The 17,272-nt window shown below is 42.9% G+C and carries 18 protein-coding genes and 2 riboswitches; of the genes, 6 read left to right on the top strand and 12 right to left on the bottom strand.

Translation table 11 applies throughout. From position 1 onward, the window contains the following. Positions 1-51 precede the first annotated feature (51 nt). A riboswitch (SAM riboswitch) is annotated at positions 52-152 on the bottom strand. A gap of 41 nt (positions 153-193) precedes the next feature. Further along, positions 194-1,387: a methionine-glutamine aminotransferase gene (gene mtnE / locus G4P54_RS07150; protein ID WP_167872224.1), complete on the bottom strand. Its 1,194-nt coding sequence runs from the start codon at positions 1,385-1,387 to the stop codon at positions 194-196. Between the two features lie 94 nt (positions 1,388-1,481). Here mtnE and G4P54_RS07145 point away from each other — a divergent pair, with 94 nt between their 5' ends. The 3 genes from G4P54_RS07145 (at position 1,482) to mtnA (ending at position 4,870) form a co-directional block, all read left to right on the top strand. Further along, complete coding sequence (locus G4P54_RS07145) at positions 1,482-2,261, top strand: carbon-nitrogen family hydrolase (RefSeq protein ID WP_167872223.1); 780 nt, start codon at positions 1,482-1,484, stop codon at positions 2,259-2,261. A gap of 83 nt (positions 2,262-2,344) precedes the next feature. Further along, positions 2,345-2,501, top strand: a riboswitch (SAM riboswitch). 106 nt (positions 2,502-2,607) lie between these two features. Next, on the top strand, positions 2,608-3,801 hold the full coding sequence (gene mtnK, locus G4P54_RS07140) for an S-methyl-5-thioribose kinase (protein WP_167872222.1): 1,194 nt from the start codon (positions 2,608-2,610) through the stop codon (positions 3,799-3,801). Positions 3,802-3,808: 7 nt separating this feature from the next. After that, positions 3,809-4,870, top strand: coding sequence for an S-methyl-5-thioribose-1-phosphate isomerase (mtnA, locus tag G4P54_RS07135; RefSeq protein WP_167872221.1), 1,062 nt, complete (start codon positions 3,809-3,811; stop codon positions 4,868-4,870). Between the two features lie 31 nt (positions 4,871-4,901). Here mtnA and G4P54_RS07130 read toward each other — a convergent pair whose 3' ends face one another. The 3 genes from G4P54_RS07130 to kinE all read right to left on the bottom strand — a co-directional run bounded on the left by G4P54_RS07130 (position 4,902) and on the right by kinE (position 7,827). Further along, positions 4,902-5,027: a hypothetical protein gene (locus G4P54_RS07130; RefSeq protein ID WP_032682182.1), complete on the bottom strand. Its 126-nt coding sequence runs from the start codon at positions 5,025-5,027 to the stop codon at positions 4,902-4,904. An 89-nt stretch (positions 5,028-5,116) separates the two neighbouring features. Next, entirely contained in the window at positions 5,117-5,614 is a 498-nt protein-coding gene (locus G4P54_RS07125) for a methylated-DNA--[protein]-cysteine S-methyltransferase (RefSeq protein ID WP_167872220.1), read from the bottom strand. Beyond that, entirely contained in the window at positions 5,611-7,827 is a 2,217-nt protein-coding gene (kinE, locus tag G4P54_RS07120) for a sporulation two-component system sensor histidine kinase KinE (protein WP_167872219.1), read from the bottom strand. The genes G4P54_RS07125 and kinE overlap by 4 nt, the downstream gene beginning before the upstream one ends. A 252-nt stretch (positions 7,828-8,079) precedes the next feature. On the opposite strand from kinE, the gene G4P54_RS07115 reads away from it, so the two are divergent. Then, positions 8,080-9,102 (top strand): acyltransferase family protein, encoded by a 1,023-nt coding sequence (locus G4P54_RS07115; RefSeq protein ID WP_167872218.1) that lies wholly within the window; start codon positions 8,080-8,082, stop codon positions 9,100-9,102. Between the two features lie 40 nt (positions 9,103-9,142). Here the strand turns inward: G4P54_RS07115 and G4P54_RS07110 are convergent, their stop codons facing one another. The 4 genes from G4P54_RS07110 to htpX all read right to left on the bottom strand — a co-directional run bounded on the left by G4P54_RS07110 (position 9,143) and on the right by htpX (position 12,035). Next, on the bottom strand, positions 9,143-9,313 hold the full coding sequence (locus G4P54_RS07110; RefSeq protein ID WP_032682215.1) for a hypothetical protein: 171 nt from the start codon (positions 9,311-9,313) through the stop codon (positions 9,143-9,145). Positions 9,314-9,315: 2 nt separating this feature from the next. After that, a complete protein-coding gene (locus tag G4P54_RS07105; RefSeq protein ID WP_003232510.1) occupies positions 9,316-9,471 on the bottom strand; it encodes a protein YkzP in 156 nt (51 codons plus the stop codon). Positions 9,472-9,616: 145 nt separating this feature from the next. Next, positions 9,617-10,966: a Ktr system potassium transporter KtrD gene (gene ktrD, locus G4P54_RS07100; protein WP_024716309.1), complete on the bottom strand. Its 1,350-nt coding sequence runs from the start codon at positions 10,964-10,966 to the stop codon at positions 9,617-9,619. A gap of 172 nt (positions 10,967-11,138) precedes the next feature. Further along, the gene (gene htpX, locus G4P54_RS07095) at positions 11,139-12,035 is read right to left on the bottom strand and encodes a protease HtpX (protein ID WP_167872217.1); all 897 of its coding nucleotides are present in this window, start codon (positions 12,033-12,035) and stop codon (positions 11,139-11,141) included. A gap of 169 nt (positions 12,036-12,204) precedes the next feature. Between htpX and htpK the strand changes: the two genes are divergently transcribed. Further along, positions 12,205-12,906: a transcriptional regulator HtpK gene (gene htpK, locus G4P54_RS07090; RefSeq protein ID WP_024716311.1), complete on the top strand. Its 702-nt coding sequence runs from the start codon at positions 12,205-12,207 to the stop codon at positions 12,904-12,906. A gap of 130 nt (positions 12,907-13,036) precedes the next feature. After that, positions 13,037-13,231: an acid-soluble spore protein SspD gene (sspD, locus tag G4P54_RS07085; RefSeq protein ID WP_003218568.1), complete on the top strand. Its 195-nt coding sequence runs from the start codon at positions 13,037-13,039 to the stop codon at positions 13,229-13,231. Between the two features lie 11 nt (positions 13,232-13,242). On the opposite strand, the gene G4P54_RS07080 is transcribed toward sspD, so the two are convergent. The 4 genes from G4P54_RS07080 to G4P54_RS07065 all read right to left on the bottom strand — a co-directional run bounded on the left by G4P54_RS07080 (position 13,243) and on the right by G4P54_RS07065 (position 17,147). After that, positions 13,243-14,412: an anti-sigma-I factor RsgI family protein gene (locus G4P54_RS07080; protein WP_167872216.1), complete on the bottom strand. Its 1,170-nt coding sequence runs from the start codon at positions 14,410-14,412 to the stop codon at positions 13,243-13,245. Beyond that, the gene (gene sigI / locus G4P54_RS07075; RefSeq protein ID WP_024716313.1) at positions 14,409-15,164 is read right to left on the bottom strand and encodes an RNA polymerase sigma factor SigI; all 756 of its coding nucleotides are present in this window, start codon (positions 15,162-15,164) and stop codon (positions 14,409-14,411) included. Before sigI ends, G4P54_RS07080 begins: the two co-directional genes overlap by 4 nt. Positions 15,165-15,428: 264 nt before the next feature. Beyond that, the gene (locus tag G4P54_RS07070) at positions 15,429-16,220 is read right to left on the bottom strand and encodes a TerC family protein (RefSeq protein ID WP_167872215.1); all 792 of its coding nucleotides are present in this window, start codon (positions 16,218-16,220) and stop codon (positions 15,429-15,431) included. 258 nt (positions 16,221-16,478) lie between these two features. After that, positions 16,479-17,147, bottom strand: a complete 669-nt coding sequence (locus tag G4P54_RS07065) for a DedA family protein (RefSeq protein WP_081719937.1) — start codon at positions 17,145-17,147, stop codon at positions 16,479-16,481. Between the last annotated feature and the right edge of the window lie 125 nt (positions 17,148-17,272).

Raw genomic sequence — 17,272 nt, 5'->3', positions numbered from 1 at the left:
AAACCTCTTCAAACAGCAATCGCGTCTAAAGAGGTTTCGTTTCTCGTCCGAATCTTATCTCTCAGCCGCCAGCTGCAAGAATTAGCACCGTGCTTTACAAGTCGGTTGCCGGGCTTCATCGGGCTCGTCCCTCTGCCTGCTCTTGATAAGAAAATATAGATTTTATAAATTATTTTGAATTATCCCATCGTTATCAAATCTTGTCAATGCTTTTTTGGGTAAACAGGTTCAGTTTCCCAATTCGATAGGCGGCTTCCTCAAGTCTTTCTTCACTTGTCAGCAGTCCGACTCTGACATAGCCCTCGCCATATTCACCGAAGCCGGTTCCAGCCGCAACCGCCACATTCGCTTTTTCCAGCAAAAGGTCGGAGAACTGCTCAGATGTATAGCCTTCAGGCACAGGCAGCCATGCAAAAAATGAACCTGCCGGAGCTGTCACATCCCAGCCAATCTCCCGGCATGCCGCGATCCAAGCGTTTCGCCTGCTCTCATAGCGGGCATTTTGCTCCGCCACACACGTTTGATCAGCAAGCAGTGCCGCCGCTGCAGCCTCCTGAGTCGCTCTGAAAAGACTGACAAACATATGGTCCTGATAAAGATTAATCGCTTCAATGACCGAAGCGTTTCCAACGGCAAAGCCGACCCGCCATCCTGCCATGTTATACGTTTTTGACAGCGTGTAAATTTCGATGCCAATATCCTTCGCACCTTCAGTCTGCAAAAAGCTTAACGGCTTGTTCCCGTCAAATCCTACAGCGCCATAAGCAAAATCGTGAACGACACAAATCCCGTTTTCTTTTGCAAAGCTCACGGTTTCTTCAAAAAATTCAGAGGTAGCAACAGCCCCGGTCGGATTATTCGGATAATTTAAATACATCAATTTTGCCTGATCCCTCACCTCAGCTGCGATGCTGCTATAATCAGGAAGAAACGCCCTTTCCTTTACAAGCGGCATCATTTCCATCTTTGCTTTCGCAAGTGTGACACCTGACCAGTAATCAGGATAACCCGGATCGGGCACTAAAATCGTATCACCGGGATTCAGCAAGCATTGCGGGAGCTCGACAAGACCCGCTTTCCCGCCGAATAATACAGCAACTTCAGTTTCCGGGTCGAGATCAATACCGTATTCTCTTTTGTAAAATGCTGCGGCAGCTGACTTCAGACTGTGCGAGCCGCGAAAAGACGAGTATTTATGATTTTCAGGATCGGCAACAGCCCGTTTCATTTCCTCGACGATATGCTCCGGAGTCGGCTGATCCGGATTTCCCTGTCCAAGATTGATCACGTCGTGTCCTTCCGCGAGCTTTCGATTCACTTTCTGCACCAGAGAAGCGAAGAACTGTTTAGGCAATTCCTTCAATACATGAGACTGTTCAAATATCATCTATTCTCACCTTCTAAAAAAATCTTGAAATGATAGTCCATCATCATATATGGTTAAATCAAAAAAGTAAAGAAAAATTTGGGGGCGTAAAAAAATGAAATGGACGATATCTTGTCTTCAATTTGATATTTCTTACGGAAAACCTTCAGAAAATATAAAAAAGGCTGAAAGTTTTATCGAAAAAGAAAGCAAACATGCTGATGTGATTGTTCTGCCTGAACTATGGACGACCGGATATGATCTGGCCAATCTTGATGAGCTGGCTGATGAAGACGGTCGTTCAGCTCAGAGCTGGCTAAAGAAAACGGCTAAAAAACATGGCGTTCATATTGTTGCCGGTTCAGTTGCTGTCAGAGAGGATTCTGATGTTTATAATACGATGTACATTGCAGATAAGGAAGGACAAATCATTAAGGAATATAGAAAAGCCCATCTCTTTCAGCTGATGGATGAACATGTGTATTTATCAGCCGGTTCAGAAGATGGGTACTTTGAGCTTGATGGCGTCAAATGCTCTGGGCTGATCTGTTACGATATCCGTTTTCCGGAATGGATCAGAAAACATACGACAAAAGGTGCCAACGTGCTGTTTATTTCCGCGGAATGGCCTCTTCCACGCCTTGACCATTGGAAAAGCCTGCTTATTGCCCGCGCCATTGAAAATCAATGCTTTGTCGCCGCCTGCAATTGTACCGGTTCAAATCCCGATAATGAATTTGCCGGACACAGCCTGCTTATTGATCCATGGGGGCGCGTACTTGCTGAAGGCGGCCTGGAAGAAGGTATTGTCCGAGCGGAAATCGACCTTCATGAAAGCGTTGAGGTGCGTAAGCGTATACCTGTTTTCGATGATATCAGAAAAGATTTATATTAAAAAATAGATTGACAACTTACTAAAACACCTGTTACTATGTTCATCAACTGATAAATTAGAATTGTTTAACAAGTGAATATATTCTCTTATCGAGAGTTGGGCGAAGGATTTGGCCTTTTGACCCCAACAGCAACCGACCGTAATTCCATTGTGAAATGGGGCGCATCTTTTTCGCGCCGAGACGCTTGTCTCTTAAGGCACGGTGCTAATTCCATTCAGATCTGATCTGAGAGATAAGAGAGGCGGACATAGATGTTAAGCCTCCTTCTCTCTGAGAAGGAGGCTTTTTTTACTGCGCTTCAGCTGCAAACGCATCTAGCGATTACATAAATTGGAGGTTATGACAATGGCAGTCACAAAAACACCTTTATACGAAACGTTAAATGAAAGCTCCGCAGTGGCACTGGCGGTAAAACTTGGTTTATTTCCAAGCAAAAGCACACTGACATGCCAGGAGATCGGTGACGGCAACTTAAATTACGTTTTTCATATTTATGATCAAGAACATGACAGAGCGTTGATCATTAAACAGGCGGTTCCTTATGCAAAAGTCGTCGGAGAAAGCTGGCCGCTGACAATCGATCGCGCAAGAATCGAAAGCAGCGCTCTCATCCGTCAGGGCGAGCATGTCCCTCATCTCGTTCCAAGAGTGTTCTATTCCGATACTGAAATGGCGGTTACCGTCATGGAGGATCTTTCTCACCTGAAAATCGCAAGAAAAGGACTCATTGAGGGCGAAAACTACCCTTACCTGTCACAGCACATCGGTGAATTTCTAGGAAAAACACTTTTCTATTCATCGGATTACGCGCTTGAACCTAAGGTCAAAAAACAGCTTGTTAAACAGTTTACAAATCCGGAGCTGTGCGACATAACGGAAAGACTTGTCTTTACAGACCCTTTCTTTGACCATGACACAAATGATTTTGAAGAAGAGCTTCGTCCTTTTGTCGAAGAGCTTTGGAATAATGACAACGTCAAAATCGAGGCCGCAAAGCTCAAAAAGTCATTTTTAACATCGGCAGAAACACTCATTCACGGTGACTTGCATACAGGAAGCATTTTTGCCAGCGAGCATGAAACAAAGGTAATTGATCCTGAATTTGCTTTTTACGGACCGATTGGCTTTGATGTGGGCCAATTTATCGCCAACTTATATTTGAATGCACTCGGGCGTGACGGTGATGCCAGAGAGCCGTTATATCAACATGTCAAGCAGGTTTGGGAAACATTTCAAAAAACATTCACTGAAGCCTGGGAGAAGGACAGTTTGGATGTTTACGCCAACATCGACGGTTACCTTTCTGATACGCTCAGTCATATTCTTGAAGAGGCAATCGGGTTTGCGGGCTGCGAGCTGATACGCCGCACGGTCGGCCTTGCCCATGTTGATGATCTGGATACGATCGTGCCGTTTGATAAACGAATCGGCAGAAAGCGTCTGGCGCTTACAACCGGCGCAGCCTTTATCGAAAAACGTTCGGAATTCAAGACGATAACAGATGTTACTGAATTATTTGAGTTACTTGTAAAGGAATGATCTGTTCATGACCTATTCATTTGCTGTTCCGCGTTCTGTTGAATGGAAAGAAACAGCTATTACCATTTTAAATCAGCAAAAGCTTCCTGATGTGACGGAATATTTAGAACTGGCAACGAAAGAGGATGTATTTGATGCCATTGTCACGCTCAAAGTAAGAGGCGCCCCGGCGATCGGCATTACGGCAGCCTTCGGACTTGCGCTTACTGCAAAAGACATTGAAACGGATGATGTTACTGAATTCCGCCGCAGACTGGATGATATCAAAGAGTATTTAAACAGCTCACGGCCCACCGCCATTAATTTATCATGGGCGCTTGAGAGACTGCGCCATTCGATCGAAAACGCCATTTCCGTAAATGAAGCAAAAACAAACCTTGTCCATGAAGCGATTCAAATTCAGGTCGAGGATGAGGAAACGTGCCGGATGATCGGTCAAAACGCCCTGCAGCTTTTCAAAAAAGGCGACCGGATTATGACAATCTGCAATGCCGGCTCTATCGCGACAAGCCGCTACGGTACGGCGCTGGCTCCATTTTATTTGGCCAAACAAAAAGATTTGGGACTGCACATTTATGCCTGTGAAACAAGGCCTGTTCTTCAAGGTTCGCGCCTGACTGCGTGGGAGCTGATGCAGGGCGGCATTGATGTCACTTTGATCACTGACAGCATGGCCGCCCATACGATGAAGGAAAAACAAATTTCTGCTGTCATCGTCGGCGCCGATCGCATTGCAAAGAACGGTGATACGGCAAATAAAATCGGAACATACGGTCTCGCAATTTTAGCCAACGCCTTTGATATCCCGTTTTTTGTCGCTGCACCATTATCCACATTCGATACGAAAGTGAAATCTGGCGCTGATATCCCGATAGAGGAACGCGATCCCGAGGAAGTCAGGCAGATTTCAGGAGTCCGGACCGCTCCATCTGAAGTGCCCGTCTTTAATCCCGCTTTTGACATTACACCCCATGATCTCATTTCAGGAATTATTACTGAAAAAGGGATTATGACCGGTAACTATGAAGAAGAGATTGAACAGCTCTTCAAAGGCGAAAAGGTCCACTAAAAACCGCTGCCCTTTGCTCATTTTGAGCGAGTCAGCGGTTTTTTTGTTTGTTTTTATTCATATTGATGATTTCATCTTTTTGAGCGCTTGATATGATATGCAGTTTCACAAACAGTTTGGCAAAAACGGCAATTTTCTCAGAGCGGCTCGGCTTCAATTGCTTTGTCCTCCTTTTTCATCAGACCAACTTTTTTCACTTAATAAAATGATATGTCAGCCGCGAAAAAAAGGAACGTACCATATGTTTTATTTTTCTTTGTAGGAGATTCTCTCGATGTTCAGCAAAAATGCTTTGATATCGGTTTTGCTCCCAGCGTACCCTGTTAACGAGCTGTTTTTGCCGATCACTCTGTGACATGGGACAAAAATCGGCAGGTCGTTTCGTTTATTAGCCTGTCCGACTGCGCGCACCGCTTTCGGACTGCCTACCGCTTCGGCAATGTCAGCATAGCTTCTGGATTCTCCGTATGGTATCATCGCCAGCGCCTCCCACACTTTTTGCTGAAAAGGGGTGCCCTTTTGACTCAGCGGCAGTGAGAATGTCTTTCTTTCACCGGTGAAATATTCATGAAGCTGTTTTTTCGCTTCTGCCAGATAAGGTGTTTCCTTGCGCTCAGTATTCTGAACCGTTTCTCTCCAATCCATCCAATCTTCCTGACTGAGAAACAGACGGGTAATCTGGTCATCCTCCTCGGCAATGAAAAGTTCTCCGAGCGGCGTTTCCGCTGTCGTGTAGTAGTTCATTCATCAATCCTTCTTTCTTCAGCATTTTGTCTGACGGGAAGCGTAAGGTGGAAAACGGTGCCTTTCCCTTCTTCACTTTCCACCATGATTTCGCCTTGATGTTCTTCAATAATTTTATAGCTTACCATAAGCCCAAGTCCAGTTCCCCTTTCCTTTGTCGTATAAAACGGTTCACCAAGGCGTTTTAATTTATCTTCTGTCATTCCGATTCCCTCGTCTTTTAAGGAGATGACCACATGATCCCGGTCCAATGTTCTCATCGTCACAAAAATGTTTCCGCCGTCAGGCATTACTTCGATGGCATTTTTTAATATATTGATAAATACTTGCTTCAGCTGATTCGGTTCACAGTAAATCGGAGGAATGTCGTCAATTAAATCAAGATGCATTTGTACGTTGCTGAGATTGGCTTGCGCATTCAGAAGGTCAATGGTGTCTTTCATAATTTGGGTAACGTGTTTTTCTTCATACATAATCGCTTGGGGCTTCGCTAAAATCAAGAATTCGGTGATAATGGATTCGATGCGCTTTAATTCTGAGGTGATCACATTAAAGTAAAGGGCGTAGTCTCCCTCCACACTTCCTTTCAAAAGCTGAATGAAGCCTTTAAGTGCAGTCATCGGATTTCTGATTTCATGAGCAATGCCGGCAGCAAGTTCGCCGACAACATGAAGGGTATCTGACTTGCGCAGACGTTCCTCCAGTTCTTTTCGCTCGGTTACGTCTTTAAAGATAGCCAGGTTCATATTTTGAATAATATTTCGTTTAAATGAGAATTCGAGTTTCCTATTGTCACTGCTGTTCAGCAAAAATGGAATTTCGTTGTCCATTTCATCAAAATTAATCTGCCTTGCTGATGATGCAAGATTTTCTATTTCATAGGAAGAAATAATCTCTAACAGGCTGTGCTTTTTAATCTCTTCATGTGACAGGCCTAAAATATGGCTTGCTACGGGATTAGCATCGATGATTCGGTATTGATTGTCGAACAGTACATTGCCGTCCATTGAGCCATTAAACACTTTTCTGAATTTCAGCTCACTTTCCCGTAGCTCCTTTTCCATCCGCTTTCTGTCGCTGACATTTCTTAAAATCGTCAAGTGCTGATTTTCAAGTATTGTCCGCTTTGAAGTGAATTCAAGTTCCTTAAACTGACCGTTTCCCATTTGGAACAGCAGCTCTTCTCTAATCTCTCCGTATTTTGCGTATTTCTTTTTCGTTACGCTGTATTTTTTCTGGGAATCAACGAGAAAATCACACAGCCTTCTTTTCAACAGCAAATTCATCGGCAACTCAAAAATTTTACAGGCTGACTGATTCGCCTTGACGATTCTTCCGTCATTCGACCAGATGATAATGGCATCCATCGCATTTTCAAATATTTCTCTGAAGCGCTCCTCACTTTTAAAGAGCTGCAGCTCCATAGACCGCTTCTCTGTGATATCTCTCATAATAGACATATAAAACCCGCTGATGATGTTTGAGGTAATCGTGAATTCAAATAGCTTTTGAACGCCTGAACGAAGCTTAACGGGCAGCTCCCCCTGCGCTTTTCCCTTACGGTTGAGCGTCTTCCAAATGTTGTCTAAATCTTTCCGCGATCCGCTGTCTATGAACTTATACAACGATAGATGAGACAGCTCATTATGATTGATTTCAAAGCTTTTGCAGAAGGACAAATTGGCATCGATAAAGCTGCCGTCTTTATCAAACAGGACGATTCCGTCAACAGCCCTGTCAAACAAGTCTTTAAAAAGCTGTTCATTCATTGAGAATTCCCGTTCCAGAATCTTCTTTGAAGATATATCTCTCATGACAACAAAAAAGAAATCCTCGCCAATCCCTCTTTTGGCCAGAAACTCTATGTATTTTGTCGCCCCGCCATCAAGCCTGATCGGAACCTCCTTCCACAGGAAGCCTTTTTTAAAAAACTTCTTTACGGCAACATTCAGTTCATCTTTTGGGGTTGAAAACAAAAAATCCAAAACGGAACGCTTCCTCAAATCTTCCGCATCAACTTGAAGCATCCTCTCTGTCGCTTCATTCGCCTGAACGATTCGCATTTCATTATCACATATAAAAATAGCATCGAGCGTATTGTTGACAATCACTTGATGCTGATTCAATTCCTTTTTCAGCTGGGCATTTTCTTCTTTGAGGCGCTTCAATTCTTCCCGCAGCTCCGTATTTTCCTGGACACCAAGAGTTTCCATGCGTGTACACTCCTTCTTCAAAACCTATCCCTCAATATTTCTACAAAATGCGGGAACTTCCTTCATTCGCCCTATAAATTTCAGAAAATTTCAGCTTGATTACATAAAGAAGACATTTTCTACTTTCCTTACCTTCACTTTACATCGTCCTAACAATCAGCGTTTTTTCCGATTCCTTTTTCATTTTATATTTTAAAATATATACCAGCAGGGAATAATCTCTTAGTGACTGATGAAAGAGAAGGTGATGCTATGAATAAATCGCGGGACAGTTATTTTGATAATGCAAAATTCTTATTGATATTCCTTGTTGTATTCGGCCATATTCTTCGTTCCTTTATTAATGATAATCACTTTATGCTTTACCTCTACAAGTTCATTTACACATTCCACATGCCTGCCTTTATTCTTGTATCCGGTTATTTTGCGAAAGGCTATAAACGCCCTGGATATGTAAAAAAGCTGGCGGCTAAGCTGATTATTCCGTATTTGATTTTCCAAATCATCTATTCCGTCTTTTATTACTTGATGCAAGACGAAAGCATGGCAAATGTGAATCCGATTGATCCGCAATGGTCGTTATGGTTTCTCGTAAGCTTATTCTTTTGGAACCTGCTGCTTTATCCTTTTTCAAAGCTTCCAAAGCTGTGGGCGCTGTTTGTCAGCTGCGGAATCGCCGTGCTGATCGGCTATCTCGACTTTGTAAGCAACACGCTGAGCTTGTCGCGGACATTTGTATTCTTACCGATGTTCCTTGTCGGATTTTATTTAAATAAACATCATTTTGATTTATTGAGATCAAAACGAGGCAAACAAATTGCACTCGGGGTGCTTGCCGCCGTATTCGTCATCTGCTGGGGCATTGACTTCGACTATTCATTTCTGTTTGGCTCAAAACCGTATTCTTCATTTGGAGACGTTACCTTGGCAAGCGGACTTTCCCGAATCGGCTGGTATGTTCTCGCCTTTGCGGCAACCTTCGGCTTTTTAGCGCTCGTTCCGCAAAAACGGTATTTCTTTACCAAATGGGGAACCCGGACATTTTACGTGTATTTGCTTCACGGGTTTATTATTAAAACGCTGAGACAGGTTGGGCTTGAAGATGTGCTTACTGACTATCACAGCTTAGTCATTCTCTTACTGTTAACAGCAGCCCTGACATCAGTCCTCTCCAGCAACTTTGTTAAGACCGTTGCTCAGCCTTTCATTGAGCTGAGAATGACCAGTCTATTGCAATTTGTCAAAGGGACGGGCAAAAATGCTTATTTAAAATAGAAAAGGACCTCTTAAGCGGAACACCGCCTAAGAGGTTTTTTTATTTTTGTTTTTTCTCTTTATTCTTGTCAGGCTTTGTGACTTCCAGCGTTTCGATGATCTTTCCGGCATTGTAATCCCCAAATTCACTTGAGAATTCTTCCTCCAGCACTTCCTTATTCATAGGCTTTTTATGATTTTGCATGTCACGGCTATGACGGTTTTTCTTCACCATTACATGCCTCCTTGCTGACCCTGCTTGGAATTGCGGTTTGCCCCCCTAAAATTCGGGTCGTCATGATATTGTGTCTTATATGAATTTGGGTCCATGCTCTCTGTAGGTGTATTGTTATTTTTAATGGCTTCATTTACTTCAGCTTTGCGCTTCATAGAAATCCTCCTCGCCAGTTTTTATTTCGCCAAGATGCAGGAGCGTTACACTGCACCTGTTGATGTTAGGTTCTCCAACAGAAACGGGCACCACACTTCTTTTTTTTGGCAATCAAAAAACACCGCAAAACGCGCGGTGTTTTTTCTATCCAATAATCACTCTTTCCTTCGGATAATGATAATTCGCTTCAATTTCCTTTCTGCCGATCAAATACAGGAAGGTCAGAATACCGATTCGCCCGATAAACATGACAATCATGATGACGCATTTTCCAACGTTGCTTAAATCGGCAGTAATCCCAAGTGAAAGCCCGGTTGTACCGAATGCCGAGCACACTTCAAACAAAAGCTCCGTCAGGGAATGCTTTTCTGTAATGGTCAGGATAAGTGTCGCGCCAAAAACGAGCAGAATCGCCATCATCGTGACAACAAGCGATTTCATCAGATCGGCAGGATGCAGCTCACGTTTGAATACCTTTACGGCTTTATTGCCGCGTGCAAAATGAAACAGCGCAAGAAGGTTTAAGGCGAACGTCGTTGTCCGTATGCCTCCCCCGACTGAGCTTGGCGACGCTCCGATAAACATCAGCGCGCAAATAAAAAAGATTGTCGGACCTGATAATTGGCTGATATCAATGGTTGCCAGCCCCCCGCTCCGGGTAGCCGTCGATTGAAACAGGGACAGAAACAAAATATCATGCCATGACTTACCCGCAAACGCGTGGTTTGCTTCCAGAGCATAAATGCCGATGGCCCCAAATAAAACGAGTGAACCGAATGTGATCGTGGTGATTTTCGTAAAAAGTGTAAACGGGTATCTGCGATGCTTTGAAAACAAGAAATCCTTTACTTCGACAAGCACAGGAAACCCAATTGCTCCAAATACAATTAAAAGCATTGTAATAAACTGCACAAAATAATCGTGACGGAATGGAATCATAGATCTGCCGGTTATATCAAATCCGCCATTTGTGGTTGCGCTGATACTGGCAAAAAACCCATGTAAATAAGCTTCCTGAAAGGAATCAAAGTAGGTTAAAAAATAGGTGCCAAGTATAAGCCCGCCAAAAAATTCAATCCACAAAATCAGAAAAAGAACCTGCTTCATGAGATTGACAATTCCTGAAAACTGAGATTGGTTTTGATCAACCATAATCAATTTCCGTTCTTTCAGCCCGATTCGTTTTCCCATGATCAGCCAAATGAACGTCCCGAGCGTCATAATCCCGATTCCGCCAAATTGCAGAACAAATGCCAGTATAAAGATGCCTGTTGTGCTGAAAGTATCAGCTGTATCAACGACCGTCAGCCCCGTCACGCTGACTGAACTGACAGCCGTAAACAGCGCATCAATAAACGTCCACTCCGCCCCCGGTTTATGGGCTGCCGGCAAACTCAGCAATATTACGGCCACTGTAACCGCAAGAAAATAATATAATGCAATCAGCTGGGCTGGTGATAGTGCCTGTATCAATTTTCCAAGCTTAAATTTCATGTAAAATCCTTCTGCCTCTCTTTTTAAGTACGGTAATTATTCTAAAGATATTAGGTTCATTTTTAAAGGCTTTTACGAAACATTTTCTTAACTTGCTTATTTTTTTATTATTTTAGTCAATGGATAAAAGAAAAAAACCTCTGAGGATTCTCAGAGGGACAATGTGTTTGTATTATTTAGCTTCTAACCGTCTGATACGCTCATCTAAGTCAGGGTGTGTAGAGAAAAGCGAAGAACGCTTTTTGCCATTAATCTTTAACGTTTGGACAGCGGTCTGGTCGTCCTCCATAATCCGGGAAGAATAGCCTTTAAGCGTCCGGAGCGCATGAATCATTTTATCCTTGCCGGCAAGATCCGCTCCGCCCCTGTCAGCATGAAATTCACGATGGCGTGAGTACGCAAACACAACCAGGCTGCCAAGTATCGAAAAGACAATCTGAAAAACAATCATTGCAATAAAATGAACGATCGGCGCTAGATCTTCTTTAACAAAGCGGCTTGCAATCCAAGCGGCGATACGCGATAAGAAGACGACAAAGGTATTAACAATACCTTGTAAAAGCGTCATTGTTACCATATCACCATTTGCGATATGCGCGACCTCGTGGGCAAGCACACCTTCAACCGCCGCATCATCCATCTGCTCAAGCAGTCCTGACGATACTGCGACAAGGGAACGGCGTTTTGACGGTCCAGTCGCAAATGCGTTCACTTCAGGTGAACGGTAAATGCCTACTTCCGGCATTTTTGTTAAACCGGCAGAGCGGCTTAATCGATGGACACGATCAACCAATTGCTGTTCCTCATAGCTGAGCGTGTGTTTGTTCGGATTCAGCACTCTGACGCCCATCATCGTCTTTGCCATCCATCTGGACATCGCAAGCGACGTAAAGGAACCGACAAAACCAACAACTAAACTGAACACTAGAAGCGCCATTGGGTCGATACCGCCATCAGCTTTAAAGTACGTTCCGACGCCAGTAACAGAGCTTAAAACAGACAAAACAATCCCGATTGTTGTGAGCACCAAAATATTCGTTAAAATAAACAGAAAAATTCTTTTCGCCATAGCAACCTCCGTTATTTTAAGTTCAAAGGAACCTGTATATTCAAATTATAAAACATACGTTTGAAAATGCAAGGAATTCGACGTATGATGTTAATGTAAATTGCAGACGCTTCAATTTTGAACTTATACATAGCTTGTATCCGCGTCAAATTGTTTAAAGAGGTGAACAATGAACATTTTTAAGCTCTCTCGAACCGATATGGTGCGGCTGCTCTATTCCCTAAAAGGGCAAGGAGAACATAGCCCGCTCGACATTCTCGTCCAATCAGCGAACATGTCAGCAGAAAAAGCAGCCAATCATCTTGAAATTCCTGAGTTTCTTACAAGATACGAACGAAAAAAACAGAAAAAAGAATACGGTCTTTCTACAAACGAAATCGTAGAGCTTGGCAACTTATGTGAGCTGACTTCATTAAAATCAACTGCAATTCAAAACTGGGTAAAGCGCGATATCAAGGATCTGATCGGACACCCTGAGCTGGGCAAAAAATATTCGGTTGAACAGGCAGTTATTCTTTTAATTGTACGTGATTTAAAATCCATTTATGACTTTGAACACATACGGGCTATTTTGAAAGCGGCCTTTAACACAATCTCAGACAGATCTGATGACGTCATCAGCCCGATTGCTTATTATGAGAGCTGTGCATATGTGCTTGATGCCATCCAGCACCACGAAACACCTTCTATGAAAGAATCAAACCTGCAGGAGATCGTCGAACAGGAGACAGAACGCCTCCATCACCGTTTTGAAGTACTGAATGACAGCCAATGGCTTAAAATCAGACAGATTATCGCCATTACAGTCCTCTCCATTTTGACGTTCCATATTCAGACAACCGCTCATCAAATGACAGCAGACTTTTTATAGTCTGTGTCACCCTCGGCCCCAAGGCCGGGGGTTTCTTATTCTCCAAACAATTGCCAGCATAAATCACCCCCGTATATTTCAAACTAAATACGCATTAAGAATTTCTTTATAGAAAAAGGAGATGAAAAAGATGGCGAGCAGAAATAAACTCGTTGTTCCAGGAGTGGAGCAGGCACTAGACCAGTTTAAACTCGAAGTGGCTCAAGAATTCGGTGTAAACCTTGGTTCTGATACAGTTGCACGCGCTAACGGCTCTGTAGGCGGGGAAATGACAAAGCGGCTGGTACAGCAAGCCCAATCACAATTAAATGGCACAACTAAATAAATTCAGGTCATTTATTCGCCGGGGTCACTCGGCGAATCTTCAGTTTGAGCTGAATGATTATCACTGCTTGGATTACGGCGGTCAGAAGCGTTGCCTCTGCTATGATGTTTGTCTTGTTGACCGTTATTCCAGTCCCTGTGATACTGGCCTTGGCCTCTTCCGCCGTTATTCCAGTCCCTGTGATACGGGCTTTGGCCTTTTTTACCGCTGTTGTCTTCATTTCCTTTATCTTGAGGATCTTGTGTTGGGGGTTGCTCATGATCCCCATCTTTTTCGGTATTTTCGTTTTCATCTGATTCCTTTACATTTTGATCTTTGTTACTATCATCAGTCTGCTCATCCGCTGCATCTTCTTTCTGGTCTCCGGTATCTGGATCATCCAGCTGTTCATTGTCCTCTTGCTTGCTGTCCTGGCCGTCGGTTTGATCGACGTTTTCATCCTCATTTCCGGCACCTTTTTGATCTTCTTCCCCGGATGGTTTGCCGGAATCATCTTTTGACTTTTTATCATCATTTTTTTCATTTGATTTGATGTAGCTGCCTGTTGAAACGCCTTCTTTTTTTGCTTTTTCTCTCGTTTGCATATCTGACTCGAGAGATTCCATGCGGTATGTCGTTTTATATTTTTCCGTCACGTCATTCAGCTGTTTTTTCACAGCTTTCTTATATGTATTGTCTTCCGTATTTTCATAAACAGTGGAAATCAATATTTCTTTCGATTTCTCAACATATCCGTGCTCATTGCAGTCGGTTATAATATCGTCAATCACCTTTTTAAAATCGGTCTTCTCCCAATCATCTATATCATTTACGACCTTTTTTCCCTCATCGTTTAAAGGCGTCAGTTCAATAACTTCGTAATCGCTGTTTAACGCCATTTCGAAGCTCGGATTGATATCAATTGTCATATACGCATAGGCCTTATTGTTAGAAAAAATGGGGAGAACTATAAAAATAAAAAGCATAATAGCAGTCATCGTAAAAACCCCCATTTTGAAAGGGCGCAGTTTTAAAAAATCAAAAAAGCTGGCCCTTCTGCCCATGCGTGATTCACTCGGAAGCATGATTTCTTCTCCGATTTCATAGCTGCGGCGATCATTTTTAGCTTTTAAAAATTGTCCGTCAGGGGTCAGCAATGTGACGAATTTTCTATTTTTCTCTACTATAATCCCTCTTCTCATGAGTGCAGCACCCCTTTAAGATAATCTTTTAAATAAATATAATCACCCGTAATGATAATACACATCGCAATAATATATTTCCTGTTTCTCTCAATCGTTTTTCGGCTTACAGATACAAGCTGCTCCAGCTGCTTGACCGGAAGCTGTTTCTTTGTATACAGGATAGCGGCCAATTCTTCATGTTCAACAAGCGTCATTGCCACCTTTATGGCGTTTTGCCTTGCATCCGTGTGCTTTGGAGAATTTTCAAGCAGCTCTTTAAATGATAAACCATAATCCTTGAGCTGCTTTTGAAAATAGAGGATTTCCTCCCGTCTCTGCTCCTGTTCAATCTGACGGCGGTATTCATCAATGGAAAGCTCGGCTTCAATCAGGCTTTGTGATGACTCCTGATCGTCTCCTTCCTGTAAATCGATATTGATATTTTGTGCGCTTCTGGCTTCTTTTCTAATGTAATCAATGACTTTTCTTTTTATAATAAGCTCAGCAAATGCGAGCAGAGAATTGCCTTTTTCAGGTGAGTATTTTTCAATAGCTTCATTAAATGCGATCAGTCCGATGCTGAACTCATCGTCTTTTTCATCTATATATCGTTTACAAACGGATGAAACCGTCTTTGCGATAAATGGCTTATATTGCTGTATTAATTCATTTTGCAGATCTTTATTGCCTTTTTGTATACTTTCAACAGATGTTTCAAGCGTTTGCTTCTTTTTTCCAAATTTAAACAAAAGGCTAAGCACTGGTTTCACCTCAGTTCCTCCCTATAACTACTCATTAATGATAGCTAATTTGATAGGGAATCGCAAAGGAGAAAAAGAAATATTGATTTCCAATGTCTCAATTGTGACAAACCATTCCGACGTCCTATACATGATTTCGTGTCTTTCTAAAGAATTAAGGGGGTTTTATACATGTTTTTTGTAACAAAGCTGTTATAAAAATGTTATTTTATTTCGCCTGTGAAAACGTTTCAAACACAAAAAAACACTGCTTTTCATGCAGTGTCTTTCAGATTACGCCCGTTCCCGGCTGTTATTTTGTTTGTTTTGTGTGCGCTCCGGCTGTTTTTTTACACCTGAGATGAACCAGCCGCAAACCGCAATTGCCGCTAAGACACCCCAGAATATCAGCTTCCATGTTCCCGAATGGATAAAGTGCTCAGAAACCACCGCTATGTCGTGATGGGCAAGTGTATATAAAGCGAGCTTCACTCCAACCCAGCCGACAATCACGAAGGCAGCTGTTTCTAGGCTTGGACGTTCCTTTAATAACTTAACAAACATTGAAGCGGCAAACCGCATGATCACAAGGCCAATGATACCTCCGGCCAAAATGACGATAAATTGTCCACCGTCAAGTCCGCCGATCTTCGGAAGCGATGTTCCGGGAAGCGTCACAGCCAGTGCGACTGCCGCTAAGATGGAATCAACCGCAAACGCGATATCTGCCAGCTCAACTTTTAAAACAGTCGGCCAAAAACCGCTTTGTTTCGCCTCTTTATGTGTGTCTTCCTTTTTAAATACATATCTTTTCAATAAGTGGCTTGCTGAGATATACAGCAAATAGATAGCGCCAATCGCTTGAACCTGCCACACGTTGACCAAAAAAGAAATGGCGAATAAAGAGCCAAACCGCAGAACAAAAGCCCCTGCCAATCCATAGAATAGCGCTTTTTTTCTTTTTTCCTCCGGCAAATGTTTGACCATCACCGCCATAACGAGTGCGTTATCGGCGGCTAAAATCCCTTCCAGACCGATCAAGACGAGAAGAACCCAACCATACTCTAATAATAATGCTGCATCCATAAATGATACCCTCCCAAAAAGTTGTTTTCTTTTCTTCATCCGATCTTATGCCGGCCGGTCCATGCAAAAAAGACCTTTGCCGACATAAGGCAAAGGTCTTGCTAGACATGAATTCAAGGCATGCCAACAAAGCCGATGGATATGGCAATCCATGAAATGACGACTTTGTTTCCGGAAACAAATCCGGACGCTACTCCCCTTTGGGATTTCAAGAAATATGATTTTATACGTCAATCATATGCGCGGCGCGAATTTTTGTCAACGTTTATTTTTTAAAAATACAGACAACTGTTCGGAGTTCGTGCGTTTTTTCCTCTTTTTCATCAGTAAGTAAAACACGAACAGCGCCAAAATCGCTATCCCGATAGGAAGCATATATTGATCGAGAATAGAGCCGACTTCCTTCCAGTTTTCACCGAGCTTCACACCGAGATAAACATATACAAATGTAATCGGCAGCATGGCGATGAACGTATAAAGCGCAAACACCCAAACGTTCATTTTTGCAATTCCGCACGGTATGGAGATCAATGTCCGGATGCCTGGCAAAAATCGGCCGCTGAAGGCTACAAATCCCCCATGCTTTCTGAAAAATTCATCTGATCTATCGAGCGCCTCTGGCTTCATAAAGAGGTACTTTCCAAAACGTTCAAGAAACGGCCTTCCTCCGTACCGGCCGATCCAATACAGCGTAAGCGGGCCGGCCACTCCCCCAAGAGATCCAGCCAAAACAACGCCCAAAAGTGTCATATCACCTTTAGAGACCCAATAACCCGCAAGCGGCAGTACGATTTCAGCAGGGATAAACTCAATACAGAGCGCTAGAAATATCCCTAAATAAGATAAGCTTTTAAATGCTTCAATCCATGACATAACCAGCTCTTCGATCGCCATCACTTCCCCTTGTCCACCTTTATATAGAAGCATTTTGTTTTATCAGCAAACATCAACATGATTTTAACACATTTTTCACGGTCAGCTGAACTAAAAATAGATCTCACCGTTTCTCTATGATCTTAAAGGCTGAAACTCAGCAGTTAAGCATCCGATAA

This window comes from Bacillus tequilensis (genome assembly GCF_012225885.1).
Lineage (GTDB): Bacteria > Bacillota > Bacilli > Bacillales > Bacillaceae > Bacillus > Bacillus tequilensis.
Note: the sequence above shows the minus strand (reverse complement) of the source record. Positions and strands in the feature narration are given on the sequence as shown.

Bases quoted from the DNA above. Each gene is read 5' to 3' on its own strand.
- mtnE (WP_167872224.1), bottom strand. From the start codon at position 1,387: ATGATATTTGAACAGTCTCATGTATTGAAGGAATTGCCTAAACAGTTC.
- G4P54_RS07145 (WP_167872223.1), top strand. From the start codon at position 1,482: ATGAAATGGACGATATCTTGTCTTCAATTTGATATTTCTTACGGAAAA.
- mtnK (WP_167872222.1), top strand. From the start codon at position 2,608: ATGGCAGTCACAAAAACACCTTTATACGAAACGTTAAATGAAAGCTCC.
- mtnA (WP_167872221.1), top strand. From the start codon at position 3,809: ATGACCTATTCATTTGCTGTTCCGCGTTCTGTTGAATGGAAAGAAACA.
- G4P54_RS07125 (WP_167872220.1), bottom strand. From the start codon at position 5,614: ATGAACTACTACACGACAGCGGAAACGCCGCTCGGAGAACTTTTCATT.
- kinE (WP_167872219.1), bottom strand. From the start codon at position 7,827: ATGGAAACTCTTGGTGTCCAGGAAAATACGGAGCTGCGGGAAGAATTG.
- G4P54_RS07115 (WP_167872218.1), top strand. From the start codon at position 8,080: ATGAATAAATCGCGGGACAGTTATTTTGATAATGCAAAATTCTTATTG.
- G4P54_RS07105 (WP_003232510.1), bottom strand. From the start codon at position 9,471: ATGAAGCGCAAAGCTGAAGTAAATGAAGCCATTAAAAATAACAATACA.
- ktrD (WP_024716309.1), bottom strand. From the start codon at position 10,966: ATGAAATTTAAGCTTGGAAAATTGATACAGGCACTATCACCAGCCCAG.
- htpX (WP_167872217.1), bottom strand. From the start codon at position 12,035: ATGGCGAAAAGAATTTTTCTGTTTATTTTAACGAATATTTTGGTGCTC.
- htpK (WP_024716311.1), top strand. From the start codon at position 12,205: ATGAACATTTTTAAGCTCTCTCGAACCGATATGGTGCGGCTGCTCTAT.
- sspD (WP_003218568.1), top strand. From the start codon at position 13,037: ATGGCGAGCAGAAATAAACTCGTTGTTCCAGGAGTGGAGCAGGCACTA.
- G4P54_RS07080 (WP_167872216.1), bottom strand. From the start codon at position 14,412: ATGAGAAGAGGGATTATAGTAGAGAAAAATAGAAAATTCGTCACATTG.
- G4P54_RS07070 (WP_167872215.1), bottom strand. From the start codon at position 16,220: ATGGATGCAGCATTATTATTAGAGTATGGTTGGGTTCTTCTCGTCTTG.
- G4P54_RS07065 (WP_081719937.1), bottom strand. From the start codon at position 17,147: ATGCTTCTATATAAAGGTGGACAAGGGGAAGTGATGGCGATCGAAGAG.